The organism is Mycobacterium sp. IDUB_24 (assembly GCF_055419385.1).
Genome location: NZ_JBVAXO010000001.1, coordinates 822,829 through 847,012, shown reverse-complemented (window position 1 = coordinate 847,012; position 24,184 = coordinate 822,829). Strand labels below are relative to the sequence as shown.

General features: G+C 66.4%; 22 protein-coding genes and 3 tRNA genes. 13 read left to right on the top strand and 12 right to left on the bottom strand.

Annotation, left to right across the window (positions count from 1 at the left end; all coding sequences use genetic code 11):
• The first annotated feature begins 99 nt into the window (after positions 1 to 99).
• The 3 genes from ACZYZF_RS04185 to rfbA all read left to right on the top strand — a co-directional run bounded on the left by ACZYZF_RS04185 (position 100) and on the right by rfbA (position 2,496).
• The gene (locus tag ACZYZF_RS04185; RefSeq protein ID WP_463743392.1) at positions 100 to 741 is read left to right on the top strand and encodes a nitroreductase family protein; all 642 of its coding nucleotides are present in this window, start codon (positions 100 to 102) and stop codon (positions 739 to 741) included.
• Positions 742 to 758: 17 nt separating this feature from the next.
• Positions 759 to 1,532: a 4,5-DOPA-extradiol-dioxygenase gene (gene ygiD, locus ACZYZF_RS04180; RefSeq protein WP_463835132.1), complete on the top strand. Its 774-nt coding sequence runs from the start codon at positions 759 to 761 to the stop codon at positions 1,530 to 1,532.
• A gap of 97 nt (positions 1,533 to 1,629) precedes the next feature.
• Positions 1,630 to 2,496 carry a glucose-1-phosphate thymidylyltransferase RfbA gene (gene rfbA, locus ACZYZF_RS04175; protein ID WP_463834618.1) on the top strand — a complete coding sequence of 289 codons (867 nt, stop codon included), beginning with the start codon at positions 1,630 to 1,632 and terminating at the stop codon, positions 2,494 to 2,496.
• 13 nt (positions 2,497 to 2,509) lie between these two features.
• Here rfbA and ACZYZF_RS04170 read toward each other — a convergent pair whose 3' ends face one another.
• A complete protein-coding gene (locus ACZYZF_RS04170) occupies positions 2,510 to 3,424 on the bottom strand; it encodes a sensor domain-containing protein (RefSeq protein WP_463834617.1) in 915 nt (304 codons plus the stop codon).
• 857 nt (positions 3,425 to 4,281) lie between these two features.
• Positions 4,282 to 4,364, bottom strand: a tRNA-Leu gene (locus tag ACZYZF_RS04165).
• A 274-nt stretch (positions 4,365 to 4,638) separates the two neighbouring features.
• Between ACZYZF_RS04165 and ACZYZF_RS04160 the strand changes: the two genes are divergently transcribed.
• From ACZYZF_RS04160 to pknB, 7 genes are all read left to right on the top strand, one after another.
• Complete coding sequence (locus ACZYZF_RS04160; RefSeq protein ID WP_463834615.1) at positions 4,639 to 6,108, top strand: DUF3662 and FHA domain-containing protein; 1,470 nt, start codon at positions 4,639 to 4,641, stop codon at positions 6,106 to 6,108.
• A 132-nt stretch (positions 6,109 to 6,240) separates the two neighbouring features.
• A complete protein-coding gene (locus ACZYZF_RS04155) occupies positions 6,241 to 6,708 on the top strand; it encodes an FHA domain-containing protein FhaB/FipA (RefSeq protein ID WP_055119261.1) in 468 nt (155 codons plus the stop codon).
• 58 nt (positions 6,709 to 6,766) lie between these two features.
• The gene (locus ACZYZF_RS04150) at positions 6,767 to 8,296 is read left to right on the top strand and encodes a PP2C family protein-serine/threonine phosphatase (RefSeq protein WP_463743396.1); all 1,530 of its coding nucleotides are present in this window, start codon (positions 6,767 to 6,769) and stop codon (positions 8,294 to 8,296) included.
• Complete coding sequence (locus ACZYZF_RS04145) at positions 8,293 to 9,708, top strand: FtsW/RodA/SpoVE family cell cycle protein (RefSeq protein ID WP_463743397.1); 1,416 nt, start codon at positions 8,293 to 8,295, stop codon at positions 9,706 to 9,708. The genes ACZYZF_RS04150 and ACZYZF_RS04145 overlap by 4 nt, the downstream gene beginning before the upstream one ends.
• Entirely contained in the window at positions 9,705 to 11,183 is a 1,479-nt protein-coding gene (pbpA, locus tag ACZYZF_RS04140; protein ID WP_463743398.1) for a D,D-transpeptidase PbpA, read from the top strand. The genes ACZYZF_RS04145 and pbpA overlap by 4 nt, the downstream gene beginning before the upstream one ends.
• A gap of 73 nt (positions 11,184 to 11,256) precedes the next feature.
• Positions 11,257 to 12,528 (top strand): protein kinase domain-containing protein, encoded by a 1,272-nt coding sequence (locus ACZYZF_RS04135; protein ID WP_463743399.1) that lies wholly within the window; start codon positions 11,257 to 11,259, stop codon positions 12,526 to 12,528.
• Positions 12,525 to 14,396: a Stk1 family PASTA domain-containing Ser/Thr kinase gene (gene pknB, locus ACZYZF_RS04130; protein ID WP_463743400.1), complete on the top strand. Its 1,872-nt coding sequence runs from the start codon at positions 12,525 to 12,527 to the stop codon at positions 14,394 to 14,396. The genes ACZYZF_RS04135 and pknB overlap by 4 nt, the downstream gene beginning before the upstream one ends.
• Here the strand turns inward: pknB and ACZYZF_RS04125 are convergent.
• Both ACZYZF_RS04125 and ACZYZF_RS04120 read right to left on the bottom strand, forming a co-directional pair.
• Complete coding sequence (locus ACZYZF_RS04125) at positions 14,374 to 15,048, bottom strand: aminodeoxychorismate/anthranilate synthase component II (protein ID WP_463834613.1); 675 nt, start codon at positions 15,046 to 15,048, stop codon at positions 14,374 to 14,376. The two genes, pknB and ACZYZF_RS04125, sit on opposite strands and share 23 nt — an antisense overlap.
• A 31-nt stretch (positions 15,049 to 15,079) precedes the next feature.
• Positions 15,080 to 15,829, bottom strand: coding sequence for a DUF881 domain-containing protein (locus tag ACZYZF_RS04120; protein ID WP_463834611.1), 750 nt, complete (start codon positions 15,827 to 15,829; stop codon positions 15,080 to 15,082).
• Positions 15,830 to 15,923: 94 nt separating this feature from the next.
• Between ACZYZF_RS04120 and crgA the strand changes: the two genes are divergently transcribed.
• Positions 15,924 to 16,208: a cell division protein CrgA gene (crgA, locus tag ACZYZF_RS04115; protein WP_463743403.1), complete on the top strand. Its 285-nt coding sequence runs from the start codon at positions 15,924 to 15,926 to the stop codon at positions 16,206 to 16,208.
• Positions 16,209 to 16,363: 155 nt separating this feature from the next.
• Positions 16,364 to 16,789 (top strand): PH domain-containing protein, encoded by a 426-nt coding sequence (locus ACZYZF_RS04110; RefSeq protein ID WP_463743404.1) that lies wholly within the window; start codon positions 16,364 to 16,366, stop codon positions 16,787 to 16,789.
• Positions 16,790 to 16,864: 75 nt separating this feature from the next.
• Here ACZYZF_RS04110 and ACZYZF_RS04105 read toward each other — a convergent pair whose 3' ends face one another.
• Positions 16,865 to 17,410, bottom strand: coding sequence for a peptidylprolyl isomerase (locus ACZYZF_RS04105; protein WP_358021784.1), 546 nt, complete (start codon positions 17,408 to 17,410; stop codon positions 16,865 to 16,867).
• 135 nt (positions 17,411 to 17,545) lie between these two features.
• Between ACZYZF_RS04105 and cwsA the strand changes: the two genes are divergently transcribed.
• Complete coding sequence (gene cwsA / locus ACZYZF_RS04100) at positions 17,546 to 17,944, top strand: cell wall synthesis protein CwsA (protein WP_463743405.1); 399 nt, start codon at positions 17,546 to 17,548, stop codon at positions 17,942 to 17,944.
• Positions 17,945 to 17,959: 15 nt separating this feature from the next.
• Here the strand turns inward: cwsA and ACZYZF_RS04095 are convergent, their stop codons facing one another.
• From ACZYZF_RS04095 to gyrA, 7 genes are all read right to left on the bottom strand, one after another.
• A complete protein-coding gene (locus tag ACZYZF_RS04095) occupies positions 17,960 to 18,364 on the bottom strand; it encodes an Rv0361 family membrane protein (protein ID WP_463834610.1) in 405 nt (134 codons plus the stop codon).
• Between the two features lie 221 nt (positions 18,365 to 18,585).
• Positions 18,586 to 19,329, bottom strand: a complete 744-nt coding sequence (locus ACZYZF_RS04090) for a hypothetical protein (RefSeq protein WP_463834609.1) — start codon at positions 19,327 to 19,329, stop codon at positions 18,586 to 18,588.
• A gap of 5 nt (positions 19,330 to 19,334) precedes the next feature.
• Positions 19,335 to 20,213: a hypothetical protein gene (locus tag ACZYZF_RS04085; RefSeq protein WP_463834608.1), complete on the bottom strand. Its 879-nt coding sequence runs from the start codon at positions 20,211 to 20,213 to the stop codon at positions 19,335 to 19,337.
• Positions 20,214 to 20,359: 146 nt separating this feature from the next.
• Positions 20,360 to 20,432, bottom strand: a tRNA-Ala gene (locus ACZYZF_RS04080).
• Positions 20,433 to 20,585: 153 nt separating this feature from the next.
• Positions 20,586 to 20,659, bottom strand: a tRNA-Ile gene (locus ACZYZF_RS04075).
• A gap of 56 nt (positions 20,660 to 20,715) precedes the next feature.
• Positions 20,716 to 21,612, bottom strand: coding sequence for a DUF3566 domain-containing protein (locus tag ACZYZF_RS04070; RefSeq protein WP_463834606.1), 897 nt, complete (start codon positions 21,610 to 21,612; stop codon positions 20,716 to 20,718).
• A 52-nt stretch (positions 21,613 to 21,664) separates the two neighbouring features.
• Positions 21,665 to 24,169, bottom strand: a complete 2,505-nt coding sequence (gene gyrA, locus ACZYZF_RS04065) for a DNA gyrase subunit A (protein WP_463743410.1) — start codon at positions 24,167 to 24,169, stop codon at positions 21,665 to 21,667.
• Between the last annotated feature and the right edge of the window lie 15 nt (positions 24,170 to 24,184).

Sequence of the window (24,184 nt, the reverse complement as noted above, 5' to 3'; positions counted from 1 at the left end):
GCACACCCGGAAACGCTACCGCAGCAGCGGCCTGGTCACCGCCACATGGTGAGCCGGGCCGATGCGATGGGTTTGTGGGCCGAGGCATAACTTCGACACATGCCTTCTGCCAGCTCGCCGGCCAGCGACGACGTGTGGGAAGTGATGTCGACAGCGCGGACCATCCGGCGCTTCACCGAGGAACCGGTCGACGACGCGACGCTGACCCGCTGCCTGCAGGCCGCGGTGTGGGCGCCGTCGGGAGCGAATGCCCAGGCCTGGCGATTTGTCGTACTGCGTTCGGCCGAGCAGCGGGCAGTCGTCGCGAAGGCGGCCGCGCAGGCCCTGAGTGTCATCGAACCCGTGTACGGCATGACCCGGCCTACGCCCGACGACACCAGCCGGCGCGCCAAGAACAACCGGGCCACCTACGAATTGCACGACCGGGCAGGCGAGTTCACCTCGGTGCTGTTCACTCAACAGCGCTTCCCCACCGCCTCGGAACTGCTGCTCGGCGGATCGATCTTTCCGGCCATGCAGAACTTCCTGCTCGCAGCGCGGGCGCAGGGGCTGGGCGCGTGCCTGACCAGTTGGGCGTCCTACGGCGGTGAACCACTGCTGCGCGAGGCGGTCGGGGTGCCCGAGGACTGGATGTTGGCCGGCCACGTCGTGGTGGGCTGGCCGCGCGGTTCCCACGGGCCGGTGCGACGACGCCCGGTCGAGGAACTGGTTTGCCTGGATCATTGGGAGAACCCGATATGACCGGCTTGACCGGACTGATGCCCGCGGCGTTCATCGGGCATGGCAGTCCGATGAACGCGGTCGAGTCCAACCGATTCACCGAGGCATGGCGCAGTTTCGGGCAGACCGCGCCGCGGCCGCGGGCGATCCTGGTGATCAGTGCGCACTGGTACATCAACGCGACCGCGGTCACGGCGATGACGCGTCCGCGCACCATCCACGATTTCTACGGATTCCCGCGTGAACTGTTCGAGGTCCAGTACCCGGCGCCGGGGTTGCCGGAGCTGGCCGAGGAGGTCAGCGACGTGGTGAAGCCGACCTGGGTGGGTGCCGATATGGACAGCTGGGGCATCGACCACGGCACCTGGTCGGTGCTGGTACACGCCTTTCCCGACGCGGCCATACCTGTTGTGCAACTGGCGATCAACGCCAACGAGCCGGCCGAATACCACCTGCGGCTCGGGGCCAAGCTGGCGCCACTACGTGAGCGCGGTGTGCTGATCGTGGGCAGCGGCAACATCGTGCACAACCTCGCCGGCATGGACCCCGGCCGCCCCGAGGACGGCTTCGCCTGGGCCAAGCGGTTCGACGACGCCGCACGAGAACAACTCACCCACTCCCCCGCCGACGCCCTCGAGCTCGAGGCGCATCCGGACTACGCGGCCGCCGTTCCCACCACCGACCACTTCATCCCGATGCTGTACTTCGCCGGGCTTGCCGGTGCCGCAGCAGATTCCGGCCTGGCGGTAGACACCCTGGTCACCGGCTACACCTACGGGTCGTTGTCGATGACGTCGTACGTACTGCGCTAGGCAGTCAATTCGTCGAACCTGCGCTGACGGGCACGCTATGGTGACGGGCGTGTTGGGCCATGACAAGCGAGTAAACCCCGTCGGGGTGTAGGCGAGCGTGCGCGGAATCATCCTGGCCGGCGGCTCCGGCACAAGACTTCATCCGATCACGACGGGCGTCAGCAAGCAGCTGCTGCCGGTGTACGACAAACCGCTCATCTACTACCCGCTGTCCACTCTAATCATGGCCGGCATTCGCGACATCCTGGTGATCACCACCCCCGTCGACGCCCCGGCGTTCCAGCGGCTTCTGGGTGACGGCTCGGCCTTCGGGGTGAACCTGACCTACGCAGTCCAACAACAGCCCGAGGGCCTGGCGCAAGCCTTTATCATCGGTGCCGAGCACATCGGCACCGATTCCGTGGCACTTGTGTTGGGCGACAACGTCTTCTACGGCCCCGGCCTGGGAACGAGCCTGCGGCGCTTCCAAAATGTCAGCGGCGGAGCGATATTCGCCTATTGGGTGGCGAACCCGACGGCCTACGGCGTCGTCGAATTCGACTCCAACGGCTCGGCGCTGTCGCTGGAAGAGAAGCCTGTCGTCCCCAAATCCCAGTACGCGGTCCCCGGGCTGTACTTCTACGACAACGACGTCATAGAAATAGCGCGATCGCTCCATAAATCGGCTCGCGGCGAATACGAGATCACCGGGATCAATCAGACCTACCTGAGCCAGGGCCGGCTGGCCGTCGAGGTACTGGCCCGCGGCACCGCGTGGCTGGACACCGGCACCTTCGACTCGTTGCTCGACGCCAGTGACTACGTCCGCACCATCGAACGCCGCCAGGGACTCAAAATCGGTGTACCCGAGGAGATCGCGTGGCGCGAGGGCTACATCGACGACGCCCAGCTGGCCGCGCGCGCCAAAGAGCTGCCCAAGTCCGGATACGGCGACTACCTGCTGGAGCTTTTGGCGCGCAAGTAGGTGCGGGAACCGATCAGCTTTTGCCGTTGATCTTCGCGCCGATCTCGCGAGCTACCGATAAGCCGGCCGTCACGTTGTCGCGTGTGCAGCCCCGGACATCGACGACCACATTGGCCCTCCGAGACACCGCGCGACTACATGTGATCGCATTGTCAGCCCCGGTGGTGTCGGTGAAAATCGACATGTTCAGGAACTCTTTGTCCTTGTCCTCACCATTGCCGGTGGTTTTCACCGTGTCGGTGCCCAGCCCGTCGTAGGTGGCGTTGAGTGTCTTGAATCGACAAGTCGTCCAGTCGGAGGCCTGCCTTTGGAACGCCGCCTGCGCGGCCGCCTCGTCAGGGAACAACACCGCGGCCTGAACCAAGTGGAATCCCGTCGCGCCTTGCACGGTCTGGATTGCCACGCCCGTGTAGCCGGAATCGGCATATGTCGATTGGGCACCGGGAGCCCAGACACCCGCGCAGTTCGGGGGCGTGACGGGATCGGTGGACAGTGACGTCTCGACCGGACCGGCCGTCAAGCCCGAAATATAAAGCTTCTTCTCGACCTCACTGGCAGACAACAGCACCCCCGCCAACTCCGGCGCCTCTACGGTGCCGTCAGCGCCGGGCAGCGCAGCCGTTGTCGAGGTGGTCGCCGGGCTCTTCGACGTCGTCTTTGTGGACCCCGACGATTCTGCGGTGGTGGTGCCGGTCGCGAGCGGGCCATCACTCGACTCATCACTGTCGCCCAGATTGCTTGCGACAACGACGATCGCCAGCACCAGCACAAGCACACCGGCAATCGCACCCCCGATGATCCACGGCCCTTTGTTGTTGGGCGGCTGGCTATACGGCGCGTTCATCATGGGCGGTGCGTTCCACGGACCGGGTTGACCGGCCTGCCACTGCCCGCCGACCATCGGAGGCTGCGGATACGACGATGGCACCGATCCCTGCGGAGGGCCCGTAGGGTTCCAGGGTGACTGCGGCGGTACCGGCTGGTTGCCAGGCCACCCACCGCCACTGCCCTGGAATGGGTCGTTTCCACTGGGATTCAATTGGTCCTCCATATCTTGTTGTGAACGAGCTCGAGCTGCGTGCCCACGTCGCGGGCCCCGTATCAGGCCCTGTTCGTCGCCGACGTCGAACACGATCGACAGCGTGGCCAGCGGTTGACTTCGCCCCGTTGCGGCGCGTAAAGGTGTGGCCCGTACCGGACGGATGGCGGCGTCGCGGAATACACGAGCGGGGCAGATCCAAACCCCTGCGGGAAGGATCTGCGAAAGGCCGGAAGAAACATCCCGCCATGGGTCATCGGTCTGCCCGACCCTCGATCAGGCACGACCCAGCACCTTATTCGTCCCGTCCCGGGCCGGCGCTCCGCCGCATACCGAACAGCGCCATCGACTCCCCCGGTCCTGTGGTGCTCTCAACAACCGGCATCAGCCTATCCCTGCCGATCACCCGTTCAGGACACCAAACTGACGAGCCTCAGCTCTGCCTTCCACGACATGACGTCTGGCAGAGAGGGATTCGCCACGCACGTCGGACAAGGCTTCGGCTTCGTCGGGCTCGTGCCGGGTTCGATACGGGATAGCCGAGGAGACTGCTGTGATGATGCCGACCACATCGCTTACCAGGCGGCGGTGTCGTTTCCTGGACGGCCTGGCCGCCCACGACTTCTATGACAGTCAGCAGCGCTCCGATCTGGCCCGCGCCAATGGCCGCCCCCACAAAGCACTAAGGTCACGAACCATTTCTGGTTCGTGACCTTAGTGATTGCGATTCGTAGAACCGCTCTCTGTGGGCGAAGGGGGACTTGAACCCCCACGTCCCGAAGGACACTGGCACCTGAAGCCAGCGCGTCTGCCATTCCGCCACTCGCCCGAATGACCGAGGCAGCGTAACACTGCGGGCGCGCCGTTCCCAAACCGCCCGATCAGCGGGGCGATCGGGTGTCCTTCAGACTGTCAGGAAATCCTTAACCTCATCTAGATCAGGTCACTGACCTGCATCGATCGGATTCTCAGAGTTCTGTTGGTCCCGCATTTGGGCACTGGGCCGATACCATGCTTGTGAGCAGTGTGGCCAGTGCGACACGCGGGAGCACGGGTGGCCGTGTCGAGGCGACGTACGACAACGAGAAAAGGCGGGCGGTGACATGGGTCTGGTCGACCGCATCGAACGCAAACTCGAGTCGACCGTCGGCGATGCGTTCGCCCGGGTCTTCGGCGGCTCGATAGTGCCGCAGGAAGTAGAGACGGCGTTGTGCCGGGAAGCCGAGTCCCGGGCCCGTACCGTGGCCGGTGGACAAGTTTTGGCACCGAACGCCTACGTAATTACGCTCAGTGGCACTGACTATAAGAAGGTAAGCGCCGATACTGACCTGACCTCGACCGCGTTCGCCAAACATCTGGGGGGATTCATCCGTGATCAGGGGTGGCAAACGTATGGTGATGTGGTCGTTAGATTCGAGCAATCACCGAACTTGCACACCGGACAGTTCCGCGCACATGGCGCGGTTAACCCCGATTCGACCGCTGGCGAATCCGCGCGAGCCCACGGCGACCATGCGTTCACCACAGAATCAGGAGAACCACCTATGACCGATAACCCGAATTACCGCGGCGGCCAGGGACAAGGGCGGCCCGGCGACGACTATTACGACGACCGTTACGGCCACCCTCAGGATGACCCCCGCGGCGGGCAGTACCCACCGGAGCAAGGCGGTTACCCGCCGCCGGATCAGGGCGGCTACCCCCCGCCGGATCAGGCCGGTTATCCCCCGCAGCGCGGCGGATACGGCGGGGACCGCGGTGGCTACCCCGACCAGGGCGGTTACCCGGACCAGGGCGGCTACCCCGATCAAGCCGGCTACCCCGATCAAGGTGGTTACCCGGATCAGGGCGGTTACCCTCCGCAGTCCTACGAGCAGCCGCGCCCGCCCGCCGGCTACGGCGGCCCGCAAGGCGGCGGTTATGACCGCGGCTACGGCGGCCCGCAAGGCGGCGGCTACGCCCAGCCCCCGCAGCCCCCTCAGGGTGGTCAACCCGGTTACGGCGGCGAGCCCGACTACGGACGTCCGGACCCCCGCCAGGGCGGCGGCTACCCCGAGCCGGGCGGTTACGGCGGCGGCCAGCCCTACGGGCGCCAGGAATACGGCCAGCAGCAGGATTACGGCCGCGGCTACGCGGAGCCCGCGCAGGGTGGCGGTTACGCGGAGCCCGGCTACGGCGAGCCGGGTGGCTACGCCGGCGGCGACTACGGCGCACCGCAAGGCGGCCAGCCCGGTTACGGCGCCCCCCAGGGCGGCTACGGCGAGCCGGGTGGCTACGCCGCAGGCGGCGCTGCGGTCACCCTCCAGCTCGACGACGGCAGTGGCCGCACCTACCAGCTCCGCGAAGGCGCCAACGTCATCGGCCGCGGTCAGGACGCGCAGTTCCGTCTGCCCGATACCGGAGTCTCACGCCGGCATCTCGAGATCCGGTGGGACGGTCAGGTCGCGTTGCTCTCGGACCTCAACTCCACCAACGGCACCACGGTGAACAACGCACCGGTGCAGGAGTGGCAGTTGGCGGACGGCGACGTGATCCGGCTGGGCCATTCCGAGATCATCGTGCGCGTGCACTGAGCCTGGCGAGACCGGACACACCTGAGTGGCAAGCACCCCGCTTCGCCCTCACGGCGAACGCTGTCCAAGTATCGTGACGTTGCCGACGGTAGCTGGGCAATACCAGTGGGGCGGATACGGAGAGGACGTCAGATGCAGGGGTTAGTGCTGCAACTGACGCGCGTCGGATTCCTCCTGCTGTTGTGGCTGTTCATCTGGTCGGTGCTGCGCATCCTGCGGACCGATATCTATGCGCCCACGGGCGCGGTGATGGTGCGCCGGGGGTTGGCTCTCCGCGGCTCGCTGCTACCGAGTCGGGACGGACGCCATATCGCGCGGCAATTGGTGGTCACCGAGGGCGCGCTGGCCGGTACCCGCATCACGTTGGGTGCCCAGCCGGTGCTGATCGGCCGCGCCGACGACTCCACTCTGGTGCTCACCGATGATTACGCTTCGACGCGCCACGCCCGTCTCTCGCCACGAGGTTCGGAGTGGTACGTCGAGGACCTAGGATCGACCAACGGCACATACCTTGACAGGGCGAAGGTGACAACAGCGGTAAGGGTTTCGATCGGGACGCCGGTCCGAATCGGTAAGACGGTAATCGAGTTACGTCCGTGACGCCGCGCACGCGAGGAGCAGATCGGACACCACGCATGCGAGGAGCACGAGAAACACCATGACCCTCGTACTCCGATATGCCGCGCGAAGTGATCGCGGGCTGGTTCGCGCCAACAATGAGGACTCGGTGTACGCCGGGGCTCGGTTGCTGGCGTTGGCCGACGGCATGGGTGGCCACGCCGCGGGTGAAGTGGCCTCACAGTTGGTCATCGCGGCGCTCGCACATCTCGACGACGACGAGCCCGGCGGCGACCTGCTGGGCAAGCTCAACACGGCTGTCGCCCAGGGCAACTCCGCGATCGCGGCCCACGTGGAAGCCGATCCGGAACTCGAGGGCATGGGCACCACGCTGACTGCGATCCTGTTCGCGGGCAACCGGCTCGGCCTGCTCCACATCGGCGATTCCCGGGGCTACCTGCTCCGCGACGGTGAGCTCACCCAGATCACCAAGGACGACACCTTCGTCCAGACCCTGGTCGACGAGGGCCGGATCACCGCCGAGGAAGCTCACAGCCATCCACAGCGCTCGCTGATCATGCGGGCGCTGACCGGCCACGAGGTCGAGCCGACCCTGATCGTGCGCGAGGCCAAGGCCGGCGATCGCTACATGCTCTGCTCGGACGGCCTGTCCGATCCGGTCAGCCACGAGACCATCCACGAGGCGCTCCAGATCGAGGACGTCGCCGAGAGCGCCGACCGGTTGATCGAGTTGGCGCTCCGCGGAGGCGGACCGGACAACGTGACCGTGGTGGTCGCCGACGTCGTCGACTACGACTACGGACAGACGCAGCCGATCCTGGCCGGCGCGGTGTCGGGGGACGACGACCAGAGCGTGCCGCCGGACACGGCTGCCGGACGGGCTTCGGCGTTCAACCCTCGACGCAACGAGCCCAAGCGAGTGGTGCCCCAGCCGGCCGAGCCCGACCGCAAGCCACGGTCGCGACGCCGGGTCGTCATCGCCGCCGTGCTGCTCGTGCTGGTGCTCATCGGCGGGCTGGCGATCGGCCGGGAGATCCTCCGCAACAACTACTACGTCGCCGAACATGACGGCACGGTGTCGATCATGCGCGGGGTACAGGGCTCGTTCCTGGGCATCTCCCTGCAAGAGCCGTACCGCCTGGGCTGTCTCAACGCCCGCAACGAACTCTCGCTGATCAGCGTCGACCAGGACCGGAGCCGTCTCGACTGCCGGCTGATGGCCGTCGACGACCTGCGCCCGTCCGAGCGCACCTCGGTGACCGCGGGCCTGCCCGGCGGCACACAGGACGAGGCCATCAAGCAGATCAACGACATGGCCCACGGCTCGGTCCTGCCGGTGTGTGCACCGCGCACCGCGCCGACGACATCGAAGACCACGCCGCCGCCCAGTCCCTCACCGTCACCGTCGCCGTCACCCGGTGCTGCACCGGCTCCGGCGCCCGGCGCGGAGACGCCGGCACCCGAGACACCCGCGCCTGAATCCCCGGCGCCGGGGGCTCCCGGGACCTCCGTCGTCCCGGCCCCGGTTCTACCGACACCGTCGCCGACCGTCACCGCACTGCCGCCCCCACCACAAGAACCGGGGAAGAACTGCCGAGCCGTGTCATGACGACTCAACCCCAGTCGCCGGTCACCGTCACGCCGCCGCTACCCAATCGGCGCAACGCGGAACTCCTGCTTCTGGGGTTCGCAGCCTTCATCACCACCATCGCGCTGCTGATCGTCGAGGCCAACCAGGAGCAGGGCCTGCGCTGGGACCTGGTCGGCTACGTGGTGGCCTTCATCGCCCTTATGGGCGTCGCCCACCTGGCAATCCGCCGGTTCGCTCCCTACGCCGACCCGCTGCTGCTGCCGGTCGTGGCGCTGCTCAACGGGCTGGGCCTGGTGATGATCCACCGGCTCGACCTGGCCAAGGGTGAGACGGCAACCGATGGCCTGGGCGGCACCGCCAACCAGCAGATGATGTGGCTGCTGATCGCCGTGATCGGCTTCACCGTCGTGGTCGCGCTGCTGACCGATCACCGCATGCTGGCCCGGTACGGGTATATCTGTGCGCTGACCGGCCTTGTGCTGCTTGTCATTCCGGCGTTGCTGCCGGCGAGGTACTCCGAACAGTACGGCGCCAAGATCTGGATCCAGTTCCCCGGCTTCTCGATTCAGCCCGCCGAGTTCTCCAAGATCCTGCTGCTGATCTTCTTCGCCGCGGTGCTGGTGGCCAAGCGCGATCTGTTCACCAGTGCGGGGAAACATTTCTTCGGACTCGACCTGCCACGGCCCCGCGACCTGGCTCCCCTGCTGCTGGCCTGGGCCGCCTCGGTGGGCGTGATGGTCTTCGAAAAGGATTTGGGCACTTCACTTCTGCTGTACGCATCGTTTCTGGTGCTGGTCTATGTGGCTACCGAGCGGCTGAGCTGGGTGGTGATCGGCCTGGCCCTGTTCGCCGCGGGAAGCATTGTGGCGTACCAGGTTTTCGGCCACGTTCGGGTGCGGGTGGAGACCTGGCTGGACCCGTTCGCCGATCCTGACGGCGCCGGCTACCAGATCGTGCAGTCCCTGTTCAGCTTCGCCACGGGCGGCATCTTCGGCACCGGTCTGGGCAATGGACAACCCGGAACAGTGCCCGCCGCGGCCACCGACTTCATCATCGCCGCGGTCGGCGAAGAGCTCGGATTGGTCGGGCTCGCAGGCGTTCTCATGCTCTACACGGTCTTCATCATCCGCGGGATGCGGACCGCGATCGCGGTGCGCGACAGCTTCGGCAAGCTGCTGGCCGCCGGTCTCGCCGCGACCCTGGCCATCCAGTTGTTCATCGTGGTCGGCGGCGTCACCAAGCTGATCCCCTTGACCGGCCTGACCACGCCGTGGATGTCCTACGGTGGCTCCTCGCTGCTGGCCAACTACATCCTGCTGGCCATCCTGGTGCGTATCTCACATTCCGCACGCCGGCCGATCACGACGACACCGGCGCCCAACCCCACGCCCATCGCCGCGGCCAGCACCGAGGTGATCGAGAAGGTATGAACACCTCCCTGCGCCGGGTGGCAGTCACGATCATGGTGCTGATCGTGCTGCTGTTGGCCAACGCCACGATCACCCAGGTCTTCACGGCCGACGGGTTACGCGCCGACCCGCGCAATCAGCGGGTGCTGCTCGACGAGTACTCGCGGCAGCGGGGCCAGATCACCGCGGGCGGCCAGCTGCTGGCCTACTCGGAGGCCACCGACGGCCGGTTCCGATTCCTGCGCACCTACCCCAATCCCGAGGTCTACGCCCCCATCACCGGGTTCTACTCACTGGGCTACTCCAGCACCGGGCTGGAGCGGGCCGAGGACACCATTCTCAACGGCTCCGATGAGCGGCTGTTCGGCCGCCGGCTGGCCGATTTCTTCACCGGCCGCGACCCGCGCGGCGGCAACGTCGACACCACCATCAATCCACAGGTGCAGCAGGCAGCCTGGGACGCGCTGCAGCACGGCTGCAGCGACGGCCCCTGCAAGGGCTCCGTGGTGGCCCTGGAACCGTCGACAGGCAAGATCCTTGCCATGGCGTCGTCTCCGTCGTACGACCCGAACCAGTTAGCCACCCACGACCTCAACGCCCAGAGCCAGGCCTGGCAGCAGTTGCGCGACAACGAGCAGTCCCCACTGCTCAACCGCGCCATCTCGGAGACCTACCCGCCGGGCTCGACGTTCAAGGTGATCACCACGGCCGCGGCCCTCCAGGCCGGCGCCACCCCGGACACCCAACTCACCGCGGCATCGCGGATCCCGCTGCCCGACAGCACCGCGACGCTGGAGAATTTCGGCGGGTCCTCATGCGGTCCCGGTCCCACCGCATCGCTCCGCGAGGCGTTCGCCAAATCGTGCAACACCGCTTTCGTTCAGCTCGGCCTCAACACCGGCGCCGACAAGCTCAAGTCCACCGCCCAGGCCTTCGGACTCGACGAGGCCCCGCCGGCCATTCCGCTGCAGGTGGCCGAATCGACCACCGGACCGATTACGGATGCGGCGGCACTGGGTATGTCCAGCATCGGGCAGCGTGATGTCGCGTTGACGCCCCTGCAGAACGCCCAGGTGGCTGCCACCATCGCGAATGACGGCATCGCCATGCGCCCGTATCTTGTGGATAGCCTAAAAGGACCCGACCTGGCCACGATCGCCACCACGGCGCCCGCCCAAGAGCGCCGGGCGGTGTCACCCCAGGTCGCAGCTACACTTACGGACTTGATGGTCGCCGCCGAGCAGGTGACTCAGCAGAAGGGAGCCATCGCCGGCGTGCAGATCGCTTCTAAGACCGGTACGGCAGAGCACGGGACGGATCCCCGTAACACTCCGCCGCATGCCTGGTACATCGCATTCGCACCGGCCAGCGACCCCAAGGTCGCGGTCTCGGTGTTGATCGAGGACGGCGGGGACCGGTTGTCGGCCACCGGCGGCGCACTCGCCGCCCCGATCGGACGCGCCACCATTGCGGCGGCGCTGCGGGAGGGTTCATGAGTCCGCGAAGGCGACCCCGAGTGAGGATCGCAGCGAGGGACGAGCGAGGACCGGAGCGAGTGGGAGTCGAGCTATGAGCCCTCGCGTTGGAGTCACGCTGTCCGGGCGGTACCGGTTGCAGCGGCTGATCGCCACGGGTGGCATGGGTCAGGTCTGGGAGGCTGTCGACTCCCGGCTCGGACGACGTGTCGCGGTCAAGGTGCTCAAGGCCGAGTTCTCCACCGATGCCGAGTTCGTCGAGCGGTTCCGGGCCGAGGCCCGCACGGTGGCCATGCTCAACCACCCCGGCATCGCCAGCGTGTACGACTACGGCGAGACCGATATCGACGGCGAGGGCCGCACCGCGTACCTGGTGATGGAGCTCGTCAACGGTGAGCCGCTGAACTCGGTGATCAAGCGCACCGGGCGGCTGTCGCTCCGGCATGCGCTGGACATGCTCGAGCAGACCGGCCGGGCGCTACAGGTGGCCCACACCGCCGGGCTCGTGCACCGCGACGTCAAGCCCGGCAACATCCTCATCACTCCGACCGGCCAGGTGAAACTCACCGACTTCGGCATCGCCAAGGCCGTCGACGCCGCCCCGGTCACCCAGACCGGCATGGTGATGGGCACCGCCCAGTACATCGCCCCGGAGCAGGCCCTCGGCCACGATGCCACCGCCGCCAGCGACGTCTATGCGCTGGGAGTCGTTGGCTACGAATCGGTTTCGGGCAAGCGTCCGTTCACCGGCGACGGTGCGCTGACGGTCGCGATGAAGCACATCAAGGAAACCCCGCCGCCGCTGCCCGCCGACCTGCCGCCCAATGTGCGCGAGCTGATCGAGATCACCCTGGTGAAGAACCCCGGGATGCGCTACAAGTCGGGTGGTCCGTTCGCCGATGCCGTCGCCGCGGTGCGTTCCGGCCGCCGTCCTCCGCGTCCGAACCAGGCTCCGACGCTCGGTCGGGCCGCTCCGGCCGCGGTTCCGTCGGCGGCGCAGGCCCGCGCCGCAGCCGACCTCACCGGTCGCACCCCGGTGACCGCCACCCGGGCCAGGCCGACCACGGCCGCGCACCGGCCCGCACCGGCTCCGCGACGCACGTTCTCGTCGGGTCAACGGGCACTGCTGTGGGCCGCCGGGGTACTCGGCGCACTCGCCATCGTGATCGCCATCCTGATCGTCCTCAATGCGCAGGACCGCAAAGATCAGCAGCAGTCACCGTCGCCCACGGTCACCGACACGGTGACCCAGACGACGCCTTTCCAGACGCCGGCAGCGTTGCCGGACCTGGCATTCCACGCGATCGTGCCTCGGGGAGCCGACGCTCAGGTTGTCCCGAAAGCACCGGAACAGATAATGCGATGACAACGCCTCAGCACCTCTCCGACCGATATGAACTCGGTGAAATCCTTGGCTTCGGCGGCATGTCCGAAGTTCACATCGCACGCGATACGCGGTTGCACCGCGATGTCGCGGTCAAGGTCCTGCGCGCCGATCTGGCCCGCGATCCCAGCTTCTACCTGCGTTTCCGCCGTGAGGCGCAGAACGCGGCCGCGCTGAACCATCCCGCGATCGTGGCGGTGTACGACACGGGTGAGGCCGAGACACCCAACGGGCCGCTGCCTTACATCGTCATGGAGTACGTCGACGGTGTGACGCTGCGCGACATCGTGCACACCGAGGGTCCGATCCCGCCGCGGCGTGCGATCGAGATCATCGCCGATGCCTGCCAGGCGCTGAACTTCAGCCACCAGCACGGCATCGTGCACCGGGACGTCAAGCCGGCCAACATCATGATCAGCAAGGCCAACGCTGTGAAGGTGATGGACTTCGGCATCGCGCGCGCCCTTGCCGATACCGGTAACAGCGTCACGCAGACCGCCGCAGTGATCGGCACCGCCCAGTACCTTTCGCCCGAGCAGGCCCGCGGTGAAACCGTCGACGCCCGCTCCGATGTCTACTCGCTGGGCTGTGTGCTCTACGAAATCCTCACGGGCGAGCCACCTTTCATCGGTGATTCGCCCGTCGCGGTGGCTTATCAGCATGTCCGCGAGGACCCGACTCCGCCATCGAGTCGGCACACCGGTATCTCACCGGAACTCGATGCCGTGGTGCTCAAGGCTCTGGCCAAGAACCCGGACAACCGCTATCAGACCGCGGCCGATATGCGTACGGATCTGATCCGAGTGCACAGCGGTGAGGCCCCCGAGGCTCCGAAGGTGTTCACCGAGTCCGAGCGGACGTCGATGATGAACTCCGGGCCGATATTGACCCAGGGGGGCGGTGCGCCCACCCAGAACGTCGTGGTGCCCCGCCCCGCCGATCGCAATACCTCAGTGGCCCGTTGGCTGATCGCAGTCGCGGTACTAGCGGTGCTGACGGTGGTCGTGACGGTCGCGATCAACATGTTCGACGGCAAGCCACGCGATGTGCAGGTGCCCGACGTGAGCGGTCAGCGTTCGGCCGACGCCGTCGCCACCCTGCAGAACCGGGGCTTCAAGACGCGCACCGAGGGCAAGGAAGACAACAAGGTTCCGCCGGAGTACGTGATCGGCACCGACCCGTCCGCCAACAGCATGGCGGCCGCCGGCGACGAGATCACCGTCAACGTCTCTCGCGGGCCGGAGCAGCGGGTGGTCCCCGACGTGGCCGGTCTGTCCCCGTCCCAGGCCCGCCAGAAGCTCAAGGACGCCGGGTTCGAGAAGGTCAAGGAGTCGGCGAGCCCGTCGACTCCGGATCAGAAGGGCCGCGTGCTCGCCACCAACCCGCCGGCCAACCAGACGGCGGGGATCATCTACGAGATCACGCTTGTCGTGGGGTCAGGCCCGGAGGACACTTCGGTTCCCGACTGCAAGGGTCAGAGCGCCGACGTGTGCAAGCAGATTCTGACCGCGTCGGGATTCACCAACACGGTGGTCATCGAGGTCGACAACACCGCGCCTCCGGGACAGGTGGTGGATACCGAGCCGACCTCCGGTACGTCGGTACCCAAGGACACGCCGATCCAGATCCATGTGTCCAAGGGCAACCAGTTCGTCATGCCCAACCTGGTCGGACAGTTCTGGGATGACGCTTACCAGCGTCTGAGCGCGCTGGGTTGGACCGGCGTGCTCGACAAGGGGCCGGACGTCCGCGACAGCGGTCAGCGCACCAACGCGGTCGTCACCCAGAGTCCGCCGGCGGGCGCCGGGGTGAACTTCGGAGCGAAGATCACGCTGAGCTTCGCGTCGTAGCGGCCGCCACGGCGCGGGCCACCTCGGCCTCGAGGGCGGCCACCAGGCGCTCTTCCGGGGCGGCGCCGCACACGCCCAGCCAGTTGGCCAGCATGCGGTGCCCGCCCTGGGTCAGGATCGACTCCGGGTGGAACTGCACACCGTGTATCGGCAGCTCGCGGTGGCGCACGGCCATGATGACGCCGCTGTCGGTCTGCCCGATCACCTCGAGCTCGTCCGGCACGGTTTCGGGCAGGATCGTCAGCGAGTGGTAGCGGGTCGCGGTGAACGGGTCCGGGAGGCCTTTGAGCACCCCGGCGCCGGAGTGGTGCACGACGCTGGTCTTGCCGTGCAGCAGTTCGGGTGCGCGGTCGACGGTGCCGCCGAACGCCACCCCGATGGCCTGGTGGCCGAGACAGACGCCCAGTAGGGGAGTGCCGGCCGCAGCGCATGCGTGGACCAGCGGGATCGTCGCGCCGGCTCGTTCCGGAGTGCCGGGACCGGGGCTCAGCAGCACGCAGTCGAAATCGGCTGCCACCGTGGCGAGGTCGGCGTCGGTGGCCAGGCGCTCATCGTCGTTCCGCCACACCTGCGCGTCCACCCCGAGCTGACCCAGGTACTGGACCAGGTTGAACACGAAGCTGTCATAGTTGTCGACGACCAGAACCCGCATCGACTTAGGCTACCGGCCCCAAAAACCGTGCTTAATAGCCGACTCGGCCCGCGGGTTTCGCGTAACGCATCCGCAACGGCTCGGTGTGCCCGGTCAGCTCGATATCGGCCCGGGGCTCTTCGACATAGCCCAATCCGAAGCGCACCACGTACTGCTTGTAAAGGGTGACGTACGGGGCGGCGGCCAGGGCCGCCTGCATGGCCGGGGCATCGCCGATCGCGGTGATGACGTAGGGCGGGCTGTAGGTGCGGCCGTTGAGCAGGAGGGTATTGCCGACACAGCGGGGCGCCGAGGTCGCGATGATGCGTTGGTCCTGCATCTGGATGCCCTCGGCACCGGCACTCCAGAGTGCATTCAGGACGGCCTGGATGTCCTGTTGGTGCACCACGAGGTCGTCGGGGGAGGCATCGCGCGGGAAGCGGCCCTGGGCGTCGCGCTGGGCGTCGTTGAGAGTGACCACCAGGCCCGGCCCCCGCATGGGCACCGTGCCGGCATCGACAGCCAGTTGCGCCGAACGCCTGGTGATGGCGTCGAGCGCCGCGTGGGAGCTGGGTGATCCGCCGTGATGGCTGTCGATCTCGGAGGCCAGCGAATCACGCTGGGCCGTCAGCCGGTCGACGGACTGCTGGGCCTCACGCACCAGGTCGACGAGCCGGGGCGCATCGCTGCGCCGAATCTCGTCACCACCGGACACGCCGTGCGTGGCGGCCAGCAGCACGCCGGCGGCCAGGCAGACCACCGGGACGCCGAAGCGCCAGGGGGATCGATCCGGTTGGTCCATCGCAGTCTCTCTCCGACGTGCAGCTACGTTAGGCTCGTGAGGCATCCTGCCTCATCGTCGCACCGTGTGACGCCGACTGTCCGCGAAGGTACCCATGCCCAAGTCCAAAGTCCGTAAGAAGAACGATTTCACCGTCAAGCAGGTGAGCCGGACCCCGGTCAAGGTGAAAGCCGGACCGTCGAGTGTGTGGTTCGTCGCGCTGTTCATCGGTCTCATGCTGTTCGGCCTGTTGTGGCTGCTGGTTTTCCAGCTGGCCGCGACCAACCCCGTGGACACCCCGTCCTTCCTCCAATGGATGGCCGATATGGGTCCGTGGAACTACGCGGTCGCATTTGCCTTCATGATCACCGGACTGTTGCTCACCATGCGTTGGCGCTGACCGGAAAACGGACGATAATGAATTCATCTTACGTTTTCAGCGTTACCAGCTCAGCAACGTCGACGATGCTCAATCACATCGTTGTGATTCATCCCCATTGGGGATAGCACCTGTGGATAACTCCATTAGACGCGGTAAGAGGGTGTGAAGAGCCCGTGCAGCAAACTCGATGGAGCCCACCCGCCGCTGGAGTCGCAGGTTGCGCCATAGCCGGAGCGGCGATGGCTATCGCAGCTGTGACCGTGATCACAGACCCGCCCGGACGTGTTCTTGCCGGCATAGCTGGCGTGGGATTGCTCACGTTCGCAACATTGTCGTGGCGGGCTCGGCCGAAACTGGCAATCAACCAAGACAGTCTCACGTTCGCCGGTTGGTGGCGCACCCGGACATATCGTCGTAATGAGATCGTGAAGATCCGCATCACCGAGTTCCGCCGCATCGCCCGCAAGGTCCGGCTGCTCGAGATCGAGACGATCGATGACCGGCTCGCGGTCCTCACGCGGTGGGACCTGGGAACCGACCCCCTCGACGTCCTCGACGCGCTGACTCAGGCCGGCTTCTCGGCCCCGCAAGCCGACTGAGGAAGCACCCCACACAACACGCGACGCCCCCGGCTTCCGGGGGCGTCGCGCATTGGTATGTGCGGGGGATACCCGTTACGACACGGTGATCGATTCGACGACGACCGGATCGGTCGGGCGGTCAGAACGATCGGTGGGGGTGGACGCGATCGCGTCGACCACCTTCTGCGACTCGGGATCGACAACCTCACCGAAGATGGTGTGGCGCCGGTTCAGGTGCGGCGTCTGGCCGACCGTGATGAAGAACTGCGAGCCGTTGGTGCCCGGCCCGGCGTTGGCCATGGCCAGCAGGTAGGGCTTGTCGAACTGGAGCTCAGGGTGGAACTCGTCGGCGAACTTGTAGCCGGCGTCGCCGCGGCCGGTGCCCGTCGGGTCGCCGCCCTGGATCATGAAGCCGTCGATCACCCGGTGGAAGATGACGCCGTCGTAGAACGGACCGGAGGTGCCGCCCGAGGCGTTCTCGGTGGTGTAGTCCTTGGTGCCCTGCGCCAAGCCGACGAAGTTGGCCACGGTCTTGGGAGCGTGGTTTCCGAACAGTGCGATCTTGATGTCGCCGCGGTTGGTGTGCAGTGTCGCCGTCGCGGTCTGAATGGGGCTCGTCACGGCTACCCAGTCTGCCATCCCGGCCCGCGGCAACGGTCAGATACCCCACCAAGCGCCCCAGACTCGCGCAGAGATGGCAGTCTGGTTCTCAGCCGACATACGGCCCACTCAGGCCTGTCGCCCACGTCCCGCCAGTGTCCAGAAAGGTGCCAGATGACCGCGAACGTCGATACCCGGTTGGCCCCCCGTCAGCGCCTAGCCCGCGGCTTGAAATACAGCACGGTCGGTCCGGTCGACGTGACCCGCGGCGTGGTGGGCCTGAGCGCCGACACCGTGTCTGCCGTTGCGTCCGGTCTGCGCAAGCGCTACGAGTCGGGCAAGCTGCGTCGCCAACTCACCGCGGCCGCACAGGCTGTGGCCGCGCTGCCCGAGGTGCTGCAAGAGGCGGCCGCAGACCCAGAACCCAAGCGGCGTCACCGCCGGCTGGTGATCGCCGGCGTCGCCGCAGCGGTCCTGGCCGGTGGGGCCGTGGCGTTCTCGATCGTGCGGCGGTCCAACCGGCCCGAGCCGTCACCGCTGCCGCCCAGCGTCGAGGTCAACCCGAAACCCTGACGCCACTGCGCCCGGCTATTTGTTGAACTGCTCCTCGGCCGGGTCGCACACCTTCCACGCCCCTGATTCTTTGCGCAAGAACAGAGACCCGGAGTGGTTGGACTTCGGTCGCAGGAATTCGACCTGCGCCACATCGCCTTTCACCGTGACATCGGTGACGTCGAACGGCTCACTGCTGTCCTTGGCACCCGGGCCGGAGTCGACAGGATCGAACCCGTCACCGTCGGTGACCAGGTCGCGCTCTTCCTCGCAGAGTGCCGCCAGGAACTTGTCCTGATCCTGGGTGTCTATCGCGTCGGCGAACTGGGCAGCGGCATCCTTGATCGCCCCTTCATCCCGGCTCCGCGAGTACCACACCCAGCCCCCGGCACCACACAGGACCAGTACCACCGGTATGGCGATCGCCAACGCAATCAGCAACTTGGACCTGCGTCGACTGCCGTCCTGCGGTGGTGGCTGCTGCTGGTACCCCGGCCACTGTTGCGGATATCCCGGTGGCGGGTACCCAGGTGGGGGATAGGGCGCTGGCTGCCCGTAACCCGTTGGCGGGTAAGGCGATTGCTGTGGCACCCAGCCGGGCGACCCGAAAGGATTCGAGCCGCCGCCGAACGGGGGCGGCACCGGCGACGCTGGTCCCGTCATCACACAGCCAACCGGCGTGTCATGAGCTCGTCCAGTTCGGTGCCGAAATCTTTCGGCGGATCGACGTCACCGTCGTATACGAGAGCAACCTGCCCGATTTCCAAATCCGGTGACGTGCAGTAGAAGAGGTGCCCCACGTCCTTGGTGAACACCACCAGACGGGTCGACTCGATCCGTCGGTACCTCTCCCCGTGATAGCCGGTGTCATACCCACCCTCGTACCCATCCATCCAGCCGGGGATGCCTTCGGGCCATTCCCCGTATTCGGCGAACGTCTCGAAGTCAGACGGCCGCATCACGCCGTAGGACTCCCAGTCCGTCGCGGTGAATCCAGCGTGGGTGCCGCGCAGAAAATTCTGCACCGGCGCCGGGAAGGTATCCCAGAACCGGGGGGTGTCACCGAAAGTGGCCGGATCCCACGCCATCCAGCACACGTGGCCTTCCTCTCCGTACTTGACGACGTAGACCAGCACGAAGAACCGGCTCTTGGGGTTGTCGACCCAGAAGACACGCACGTCGACGAGCTGATCGCGGAGCACCTCGGCGAACCGCGGGATCATCGCCAGAAAGCCGTCGTCCCAGTGCGACAACGCCGCCCGGCAGCGTTCCTCGGCGCTGTTGCCGACCAACACCGGGCGCCAGCGATCCGGAACCTCGGCGGCCCGCGAAGAATCCGGCGCGATCAACTCCGCCTTGCCTTTTGGCGTCAACTCGGCCGCCACCTGATCGAAGTCGATCTCCACGCGACTCATCCTCCGTTGGCCTTGACGAGGTTGTTGACGATGTCCTGCAGCTGATTCCTGGTTTCGTTCTGTAGCTGTATCTGTTTTCCCGCCCAATTCGCGTCCGCCTTGGGCAGCATGCGGGCGGCACTCCCGGAGTTTTTTGCCGCGTTGGCGGTCCAGGACAGCCATTGGTAGTTCAGCGGCAGTTGCGACAGCAGGTACATCTGATCGGCGGTCAACTTCAGGAACCCTGGGAGCTTGATCAGCTCGGCCAGCGGAACGATGTGGTCTGGCGAAACTTTCGCGTCGCCGGCCCTTGTTTCTCCGATTCTCTGACCCGGATAGACCGGATCGGGTGCGCCCGGTCGAGGTGCGGCCTTCCCGGCGAGGCGGGCATCCTTCGGAACGTTCCCCGGGTTGCCGTCGCGTAGCGCGTCATACAGTGGCCGTTCCGGCGCGTCTCTGGGGACTACTTCTCGATTTCCCTTGCGAGCAGGCGCCGGCTGGTAGCCCGCCGGAATACCCTTCTTCGCATTATCGATCGCGAGCCGTTGAGCGGCTGTCGGCGTCGCCAGCTGCAGTCCTGACGGGTCTTTTGGTGTCAGTCCGGCGACCGCGGCCTCACACGCGTCCACCCGCGGCATGAACGCGCTACGTTCCGCCTCCAGCTGTGCCTTCTCGGCATTGAAGGCATCGACCGCGGCGCCGTCGTAGGTGTTGACGCTGCCCTTGCGGTTGTTGTGATCGGCCGCGCGCTGAGTCCACGACGCGAGCTGGGCGGCGACGTCGGGGCACACCCTGTCGAAGGTGTCGGCACGGGCCACGGCCAGCCCGGGCCCGTCGATCGTCGATGACCACAGCAGCCCCACTGCGAACACCAGCGCGAGCAGGATGCTCACCATTCTGCGGACCACCGCTTGCCCCCCCGACTGCCCCAAAACTCCCAGCCACATTCAAGCACGCAGGTTGTGGCCGGACTGTCGTCAGGAACAAGAAAAGCGGCCCCGGGCAACTGCCACCGGAACCGCTTCGACCTGATCTTTGATTGTGGAGCCTAGGAGATTCGAACTCCTGACATCTGCCTTGCAAAGGCAGCGCTCTACCAACTGAGCTAAGGCCCCTCATTCGGCCGAGGTGGCTCATCTGCCAAGTCGTGCCAAACCTCTTCACCGTGTCGTGATCGCCATACGATCACCGCGACGGCTGCGATGCCGGCGACGAACATGAACCGCATGGCACAACCTCTCGGTGATCACCGGCTACACCGGGTGTCGTGGGCCTAGGAGGACTCGAACCTCCGACCTCTTCGTTATCAGCGAAGCGCTCTAACCGCCTGAGCTATAGGCCCGAATATTGGGATCGACCGAGCGCAGAGATTACCGCACCGGAGCGCAGAGTCCCAAATCAATCCCGGTCGGCAAGCGTTACCTCGACCCCGCCGACCAGATCGGTGGTCAGGTTGTAGATGAAGGCCCCGATGGTCGCCATCGCACACAACACGACGATATTGACCAGGCCGACCAGCGCGGCCCCGCCGAAGATCGTTCCGCTGGAGACCAATTCGCCTCCCGAGGCGCCGCTGGCGCTGGTCAGGAGGTCGCCGACATTGCTGTTGAGCTTGCTCCACACACCCATGGCGCCGAGCACCAGGTACAGGAAGGCCACCGCGATCATCCAGACGAAGAACAACACCACCGACAACACCAGTGAGACCTTGAGCACAGTCCACGGGTCGACCCGGCGGATCTGCATGCTGGCCCGGACCGGGCCCTGATGCGAGCCGCGGTTGGCAACCTGGATCCGGGTGGTCGGGCTGTTGCTCGAGTTTCTGGCCGCCGGCGCCTCAGGGGCTGCCTTGCGTTGCGGGGTGCGCGGTGCGGGCCCGGACAGGTCCGGAATCTCGCTCGCATAAGCCTCGGGCCGCACCGGTTCGTTGCGCGTAGCCGACGGAGTGGGCGTGGCCGGCCGGGCCGGGCGGGCCTGCTGCTCGGTGTCCTTGATCTCGGTGCCGGCTACGAAGCGCTGCAACCGGGCTTCCACACCGGGGGAGTGGGAGCCCGGAGTACGGGCGCTTTCCTCACGCGTCTCGGTCGCCGGCTGGGGCGTGGTGCGGCCGGTGCCGCGCTGCCACGGCGGCGCCTCACCGGTCTCGGTGATCTGGCCGCCACCGGCGGCGGCACGGGCCTGCGTCCCGGCGGCTTTGCTCGTGGCCGGGCCGGCCTCGGCCCCGGTACCTGAGCCGTTGGAGCTGCCGGGCCGGTCGCCCGCTCGCGGGTACCCCGGCTCGTTCGGTGAACTCACCTAACAGCTCCTTACCTCAGGCCGAGGTCCGGGTCGGGCCTCAGCGACAACGTCACTCTTCGTCGGACTCAGCCTCGTCCGGTTCCGAGTCCTCCTCGGCGTTGCGCGCAATCGCAATCAGTGTGTCGCCCTCGCCGAGGTTCATCAAGCGAACGCCCTTGGTCTGGCGCCCAGCCTTGCGAACCTGACGTGCGGCGGTCCGGATGACGCCACCCCCGGAGGTGATGGCGTACAGCTCCGTCTCGTCATCGACGATCAGCGCTCCGACCAGACTGCCACGTTTGCGGTCGTACTGGATCGTCAGGATCCCCTTGCCGCCCCGGCCCTGCGGGCTGTACTCCTCGATCGCAGTCCGCTTGGCGTAGCCACCGGACGTCGCTACCAGCAGGAATGTGTCCGGTTGGACCACGTTGAGGGATAGCAGCTTGTCTTCCTCGTTGAACCGCATGCCCTGCACACCGGAGGTGGCGCGGCCCATCGGTCGCAGCGCCTCATCGGTTGCGGAGAAGCGGATCGACTGGCCCTTGGCGCTGACCAGAAGCAGGTCGTCCTCGGCCGAGCACAGCACGGCGCCGACGAGCTCGTCGCCGTCGCGCAGATTGACGGCCACGATGCCGCCGGAGCGGTTGGAGTCGAAGTCCACCAGCCTGGACTTCTTCACCAGACCGTTGCGGGTGGCCAGCACCAGATACGGCGCATCCTCGTAGCTCTTGATCTGGATGACCTGGGCGATGCGCTCCTCGGGCTGGAAGGCCAGCAGGTTCGCCACGTGCTGACCGCGCGCGGTGCGCGAGGTTTCCGGGAGCTCGTAGGCCTTGGCCCGGTACACCCGGCCCTGTGTCGTGAAGAACAGGATCCAGTCGTGGGTGGAGCAGACGAAGAAGTGGTTGACGATGTCGTCGGCCTTCAGCCCCGCCCCCTGCACACCCTTGCCGCCGCGTTTCTGGCTGCGGTAGAGGTCGGTCTTGGTCCGCTTGGCATACCCCGTCTCGGTGATCGTGACGACGACATCCTCACGCGCGATCAGATCCTCGTCGCTGACCTCACCGTCGGCCGGCATGATGCGGGTCCGGCGATCGTCGCCATGCTTCTCGACGATTTCCGCGAGTTCGTCGTGGACGATCGCCCGCTGTCGTTCCGGCTTCGCCAGAATGTCCTCGAGGTCCGCGATCTCGGCTTCGATCTTTGCCAGGTCGTCGACGATCTTCTGCCGCTCCAGGGCAGCCAACCGACGCAGCTGCATGTCCAGGATCGCCTGGGCCTGGATCTCGTCGATGTCGAGCAGCTCGATCAGGCCGGCCCGGGCGATTTCGACGGTCTGGGACGCCCGGATCAGAGCGATCACCTCGTCGAGCGCGTCGAGCGCCTTGACCAGGCCGCGCAGGATGTGGGCCCGCTCATTGGCCTTGCGCAACCGGTAGCGGGTGCGCCGCACGATGACGTCGAGTTGGTGTGCGACGTAGTACCGGATCATCTGGTCCAGCCGCAGTGTGCGAGGCACCCCGTCGACGATCGACAGCATGTTGGCGCCGAAGCTGGTCTGCAGCTGGGTGTGCTTGTAGAGGTTGTTCAGCACGACCTTGGCGACGGCATCGCGCTTGAGCTCCACCACAATTCGCAAACCGACGCGATCGCTGGACTGGTCCTCGATGTTGGAGATACCGGCCAGCTTGCCGTCCCTGACCTGCTCGGCGATCGAGGTGATGAAGTTGTCGTGGTTGACCTGGTACGGCAGTTCGGTGATGACGATGCCGGTGCGGCCTCGGCTGTCCTCTTCGATCTCCACCACACCGCGCATCCGGATGGAGCCGCGGCCGGTGGTGTAAGCATCGTGGATGCCCTGAGATCCGACGATCAGGCCGTGGGTGGGGAAGTCCGGACCCTTGACCCGCTCGCACACCGCGGTCAGCGTGGCCTCTTCATCGGCTTCGTGGTTCTCGAGGCACCAGTACACCGCCTCGGCCAACTCCCGCAGGTTGTGCGGCGGAATGTTGGTGGCCATGCCGACGGCGATACCGCCCGAGCCGTTGGCCAGCAGGTTCGGGAACCGGCTCGGCAGCACCGTGGGTTCCTGCACGCGGCCGTCGTAGTTGGGGATGAATTCGACTGTTTCCTCGTCGATTTCACGCAACATCTCCATGGCCAGCGGAGTCAGCCGCGCCTCGGTGTACCGCATGGCTGCCGCGGGATCGTTACCCGGCGAGCCGAAGTTTCCCTGGCCGTCGACCAATGGGTAGCGCAACGACCAGGGCTGGGCCATCCGGACCAGGGTGTCGTAGATCGAGGAGTCGCCGTGCGGGTGGTAGTTACCCATGGTCTCGGCGACCGAACGCGCCGACTTGGCGTGGCTGCGGTCCGGGCGGAAGCCCGAGTCATACATCGCGTAGAGCACGCGGCGGTGCACGGGCTTGAGACCGTCACGCACCTCTGGGAGGGCTCGGCCGACGATCACGCTCATGGCGTAATCGATGTAGCTGCGCTGCATCTCGTGCTGAATGTCGACCGGTTCGATGCGGTCGCCGGCTTCGCCGCCGGGCGGCAAGGTGGTGTCAGTCATGTGATCCTCGGTTGT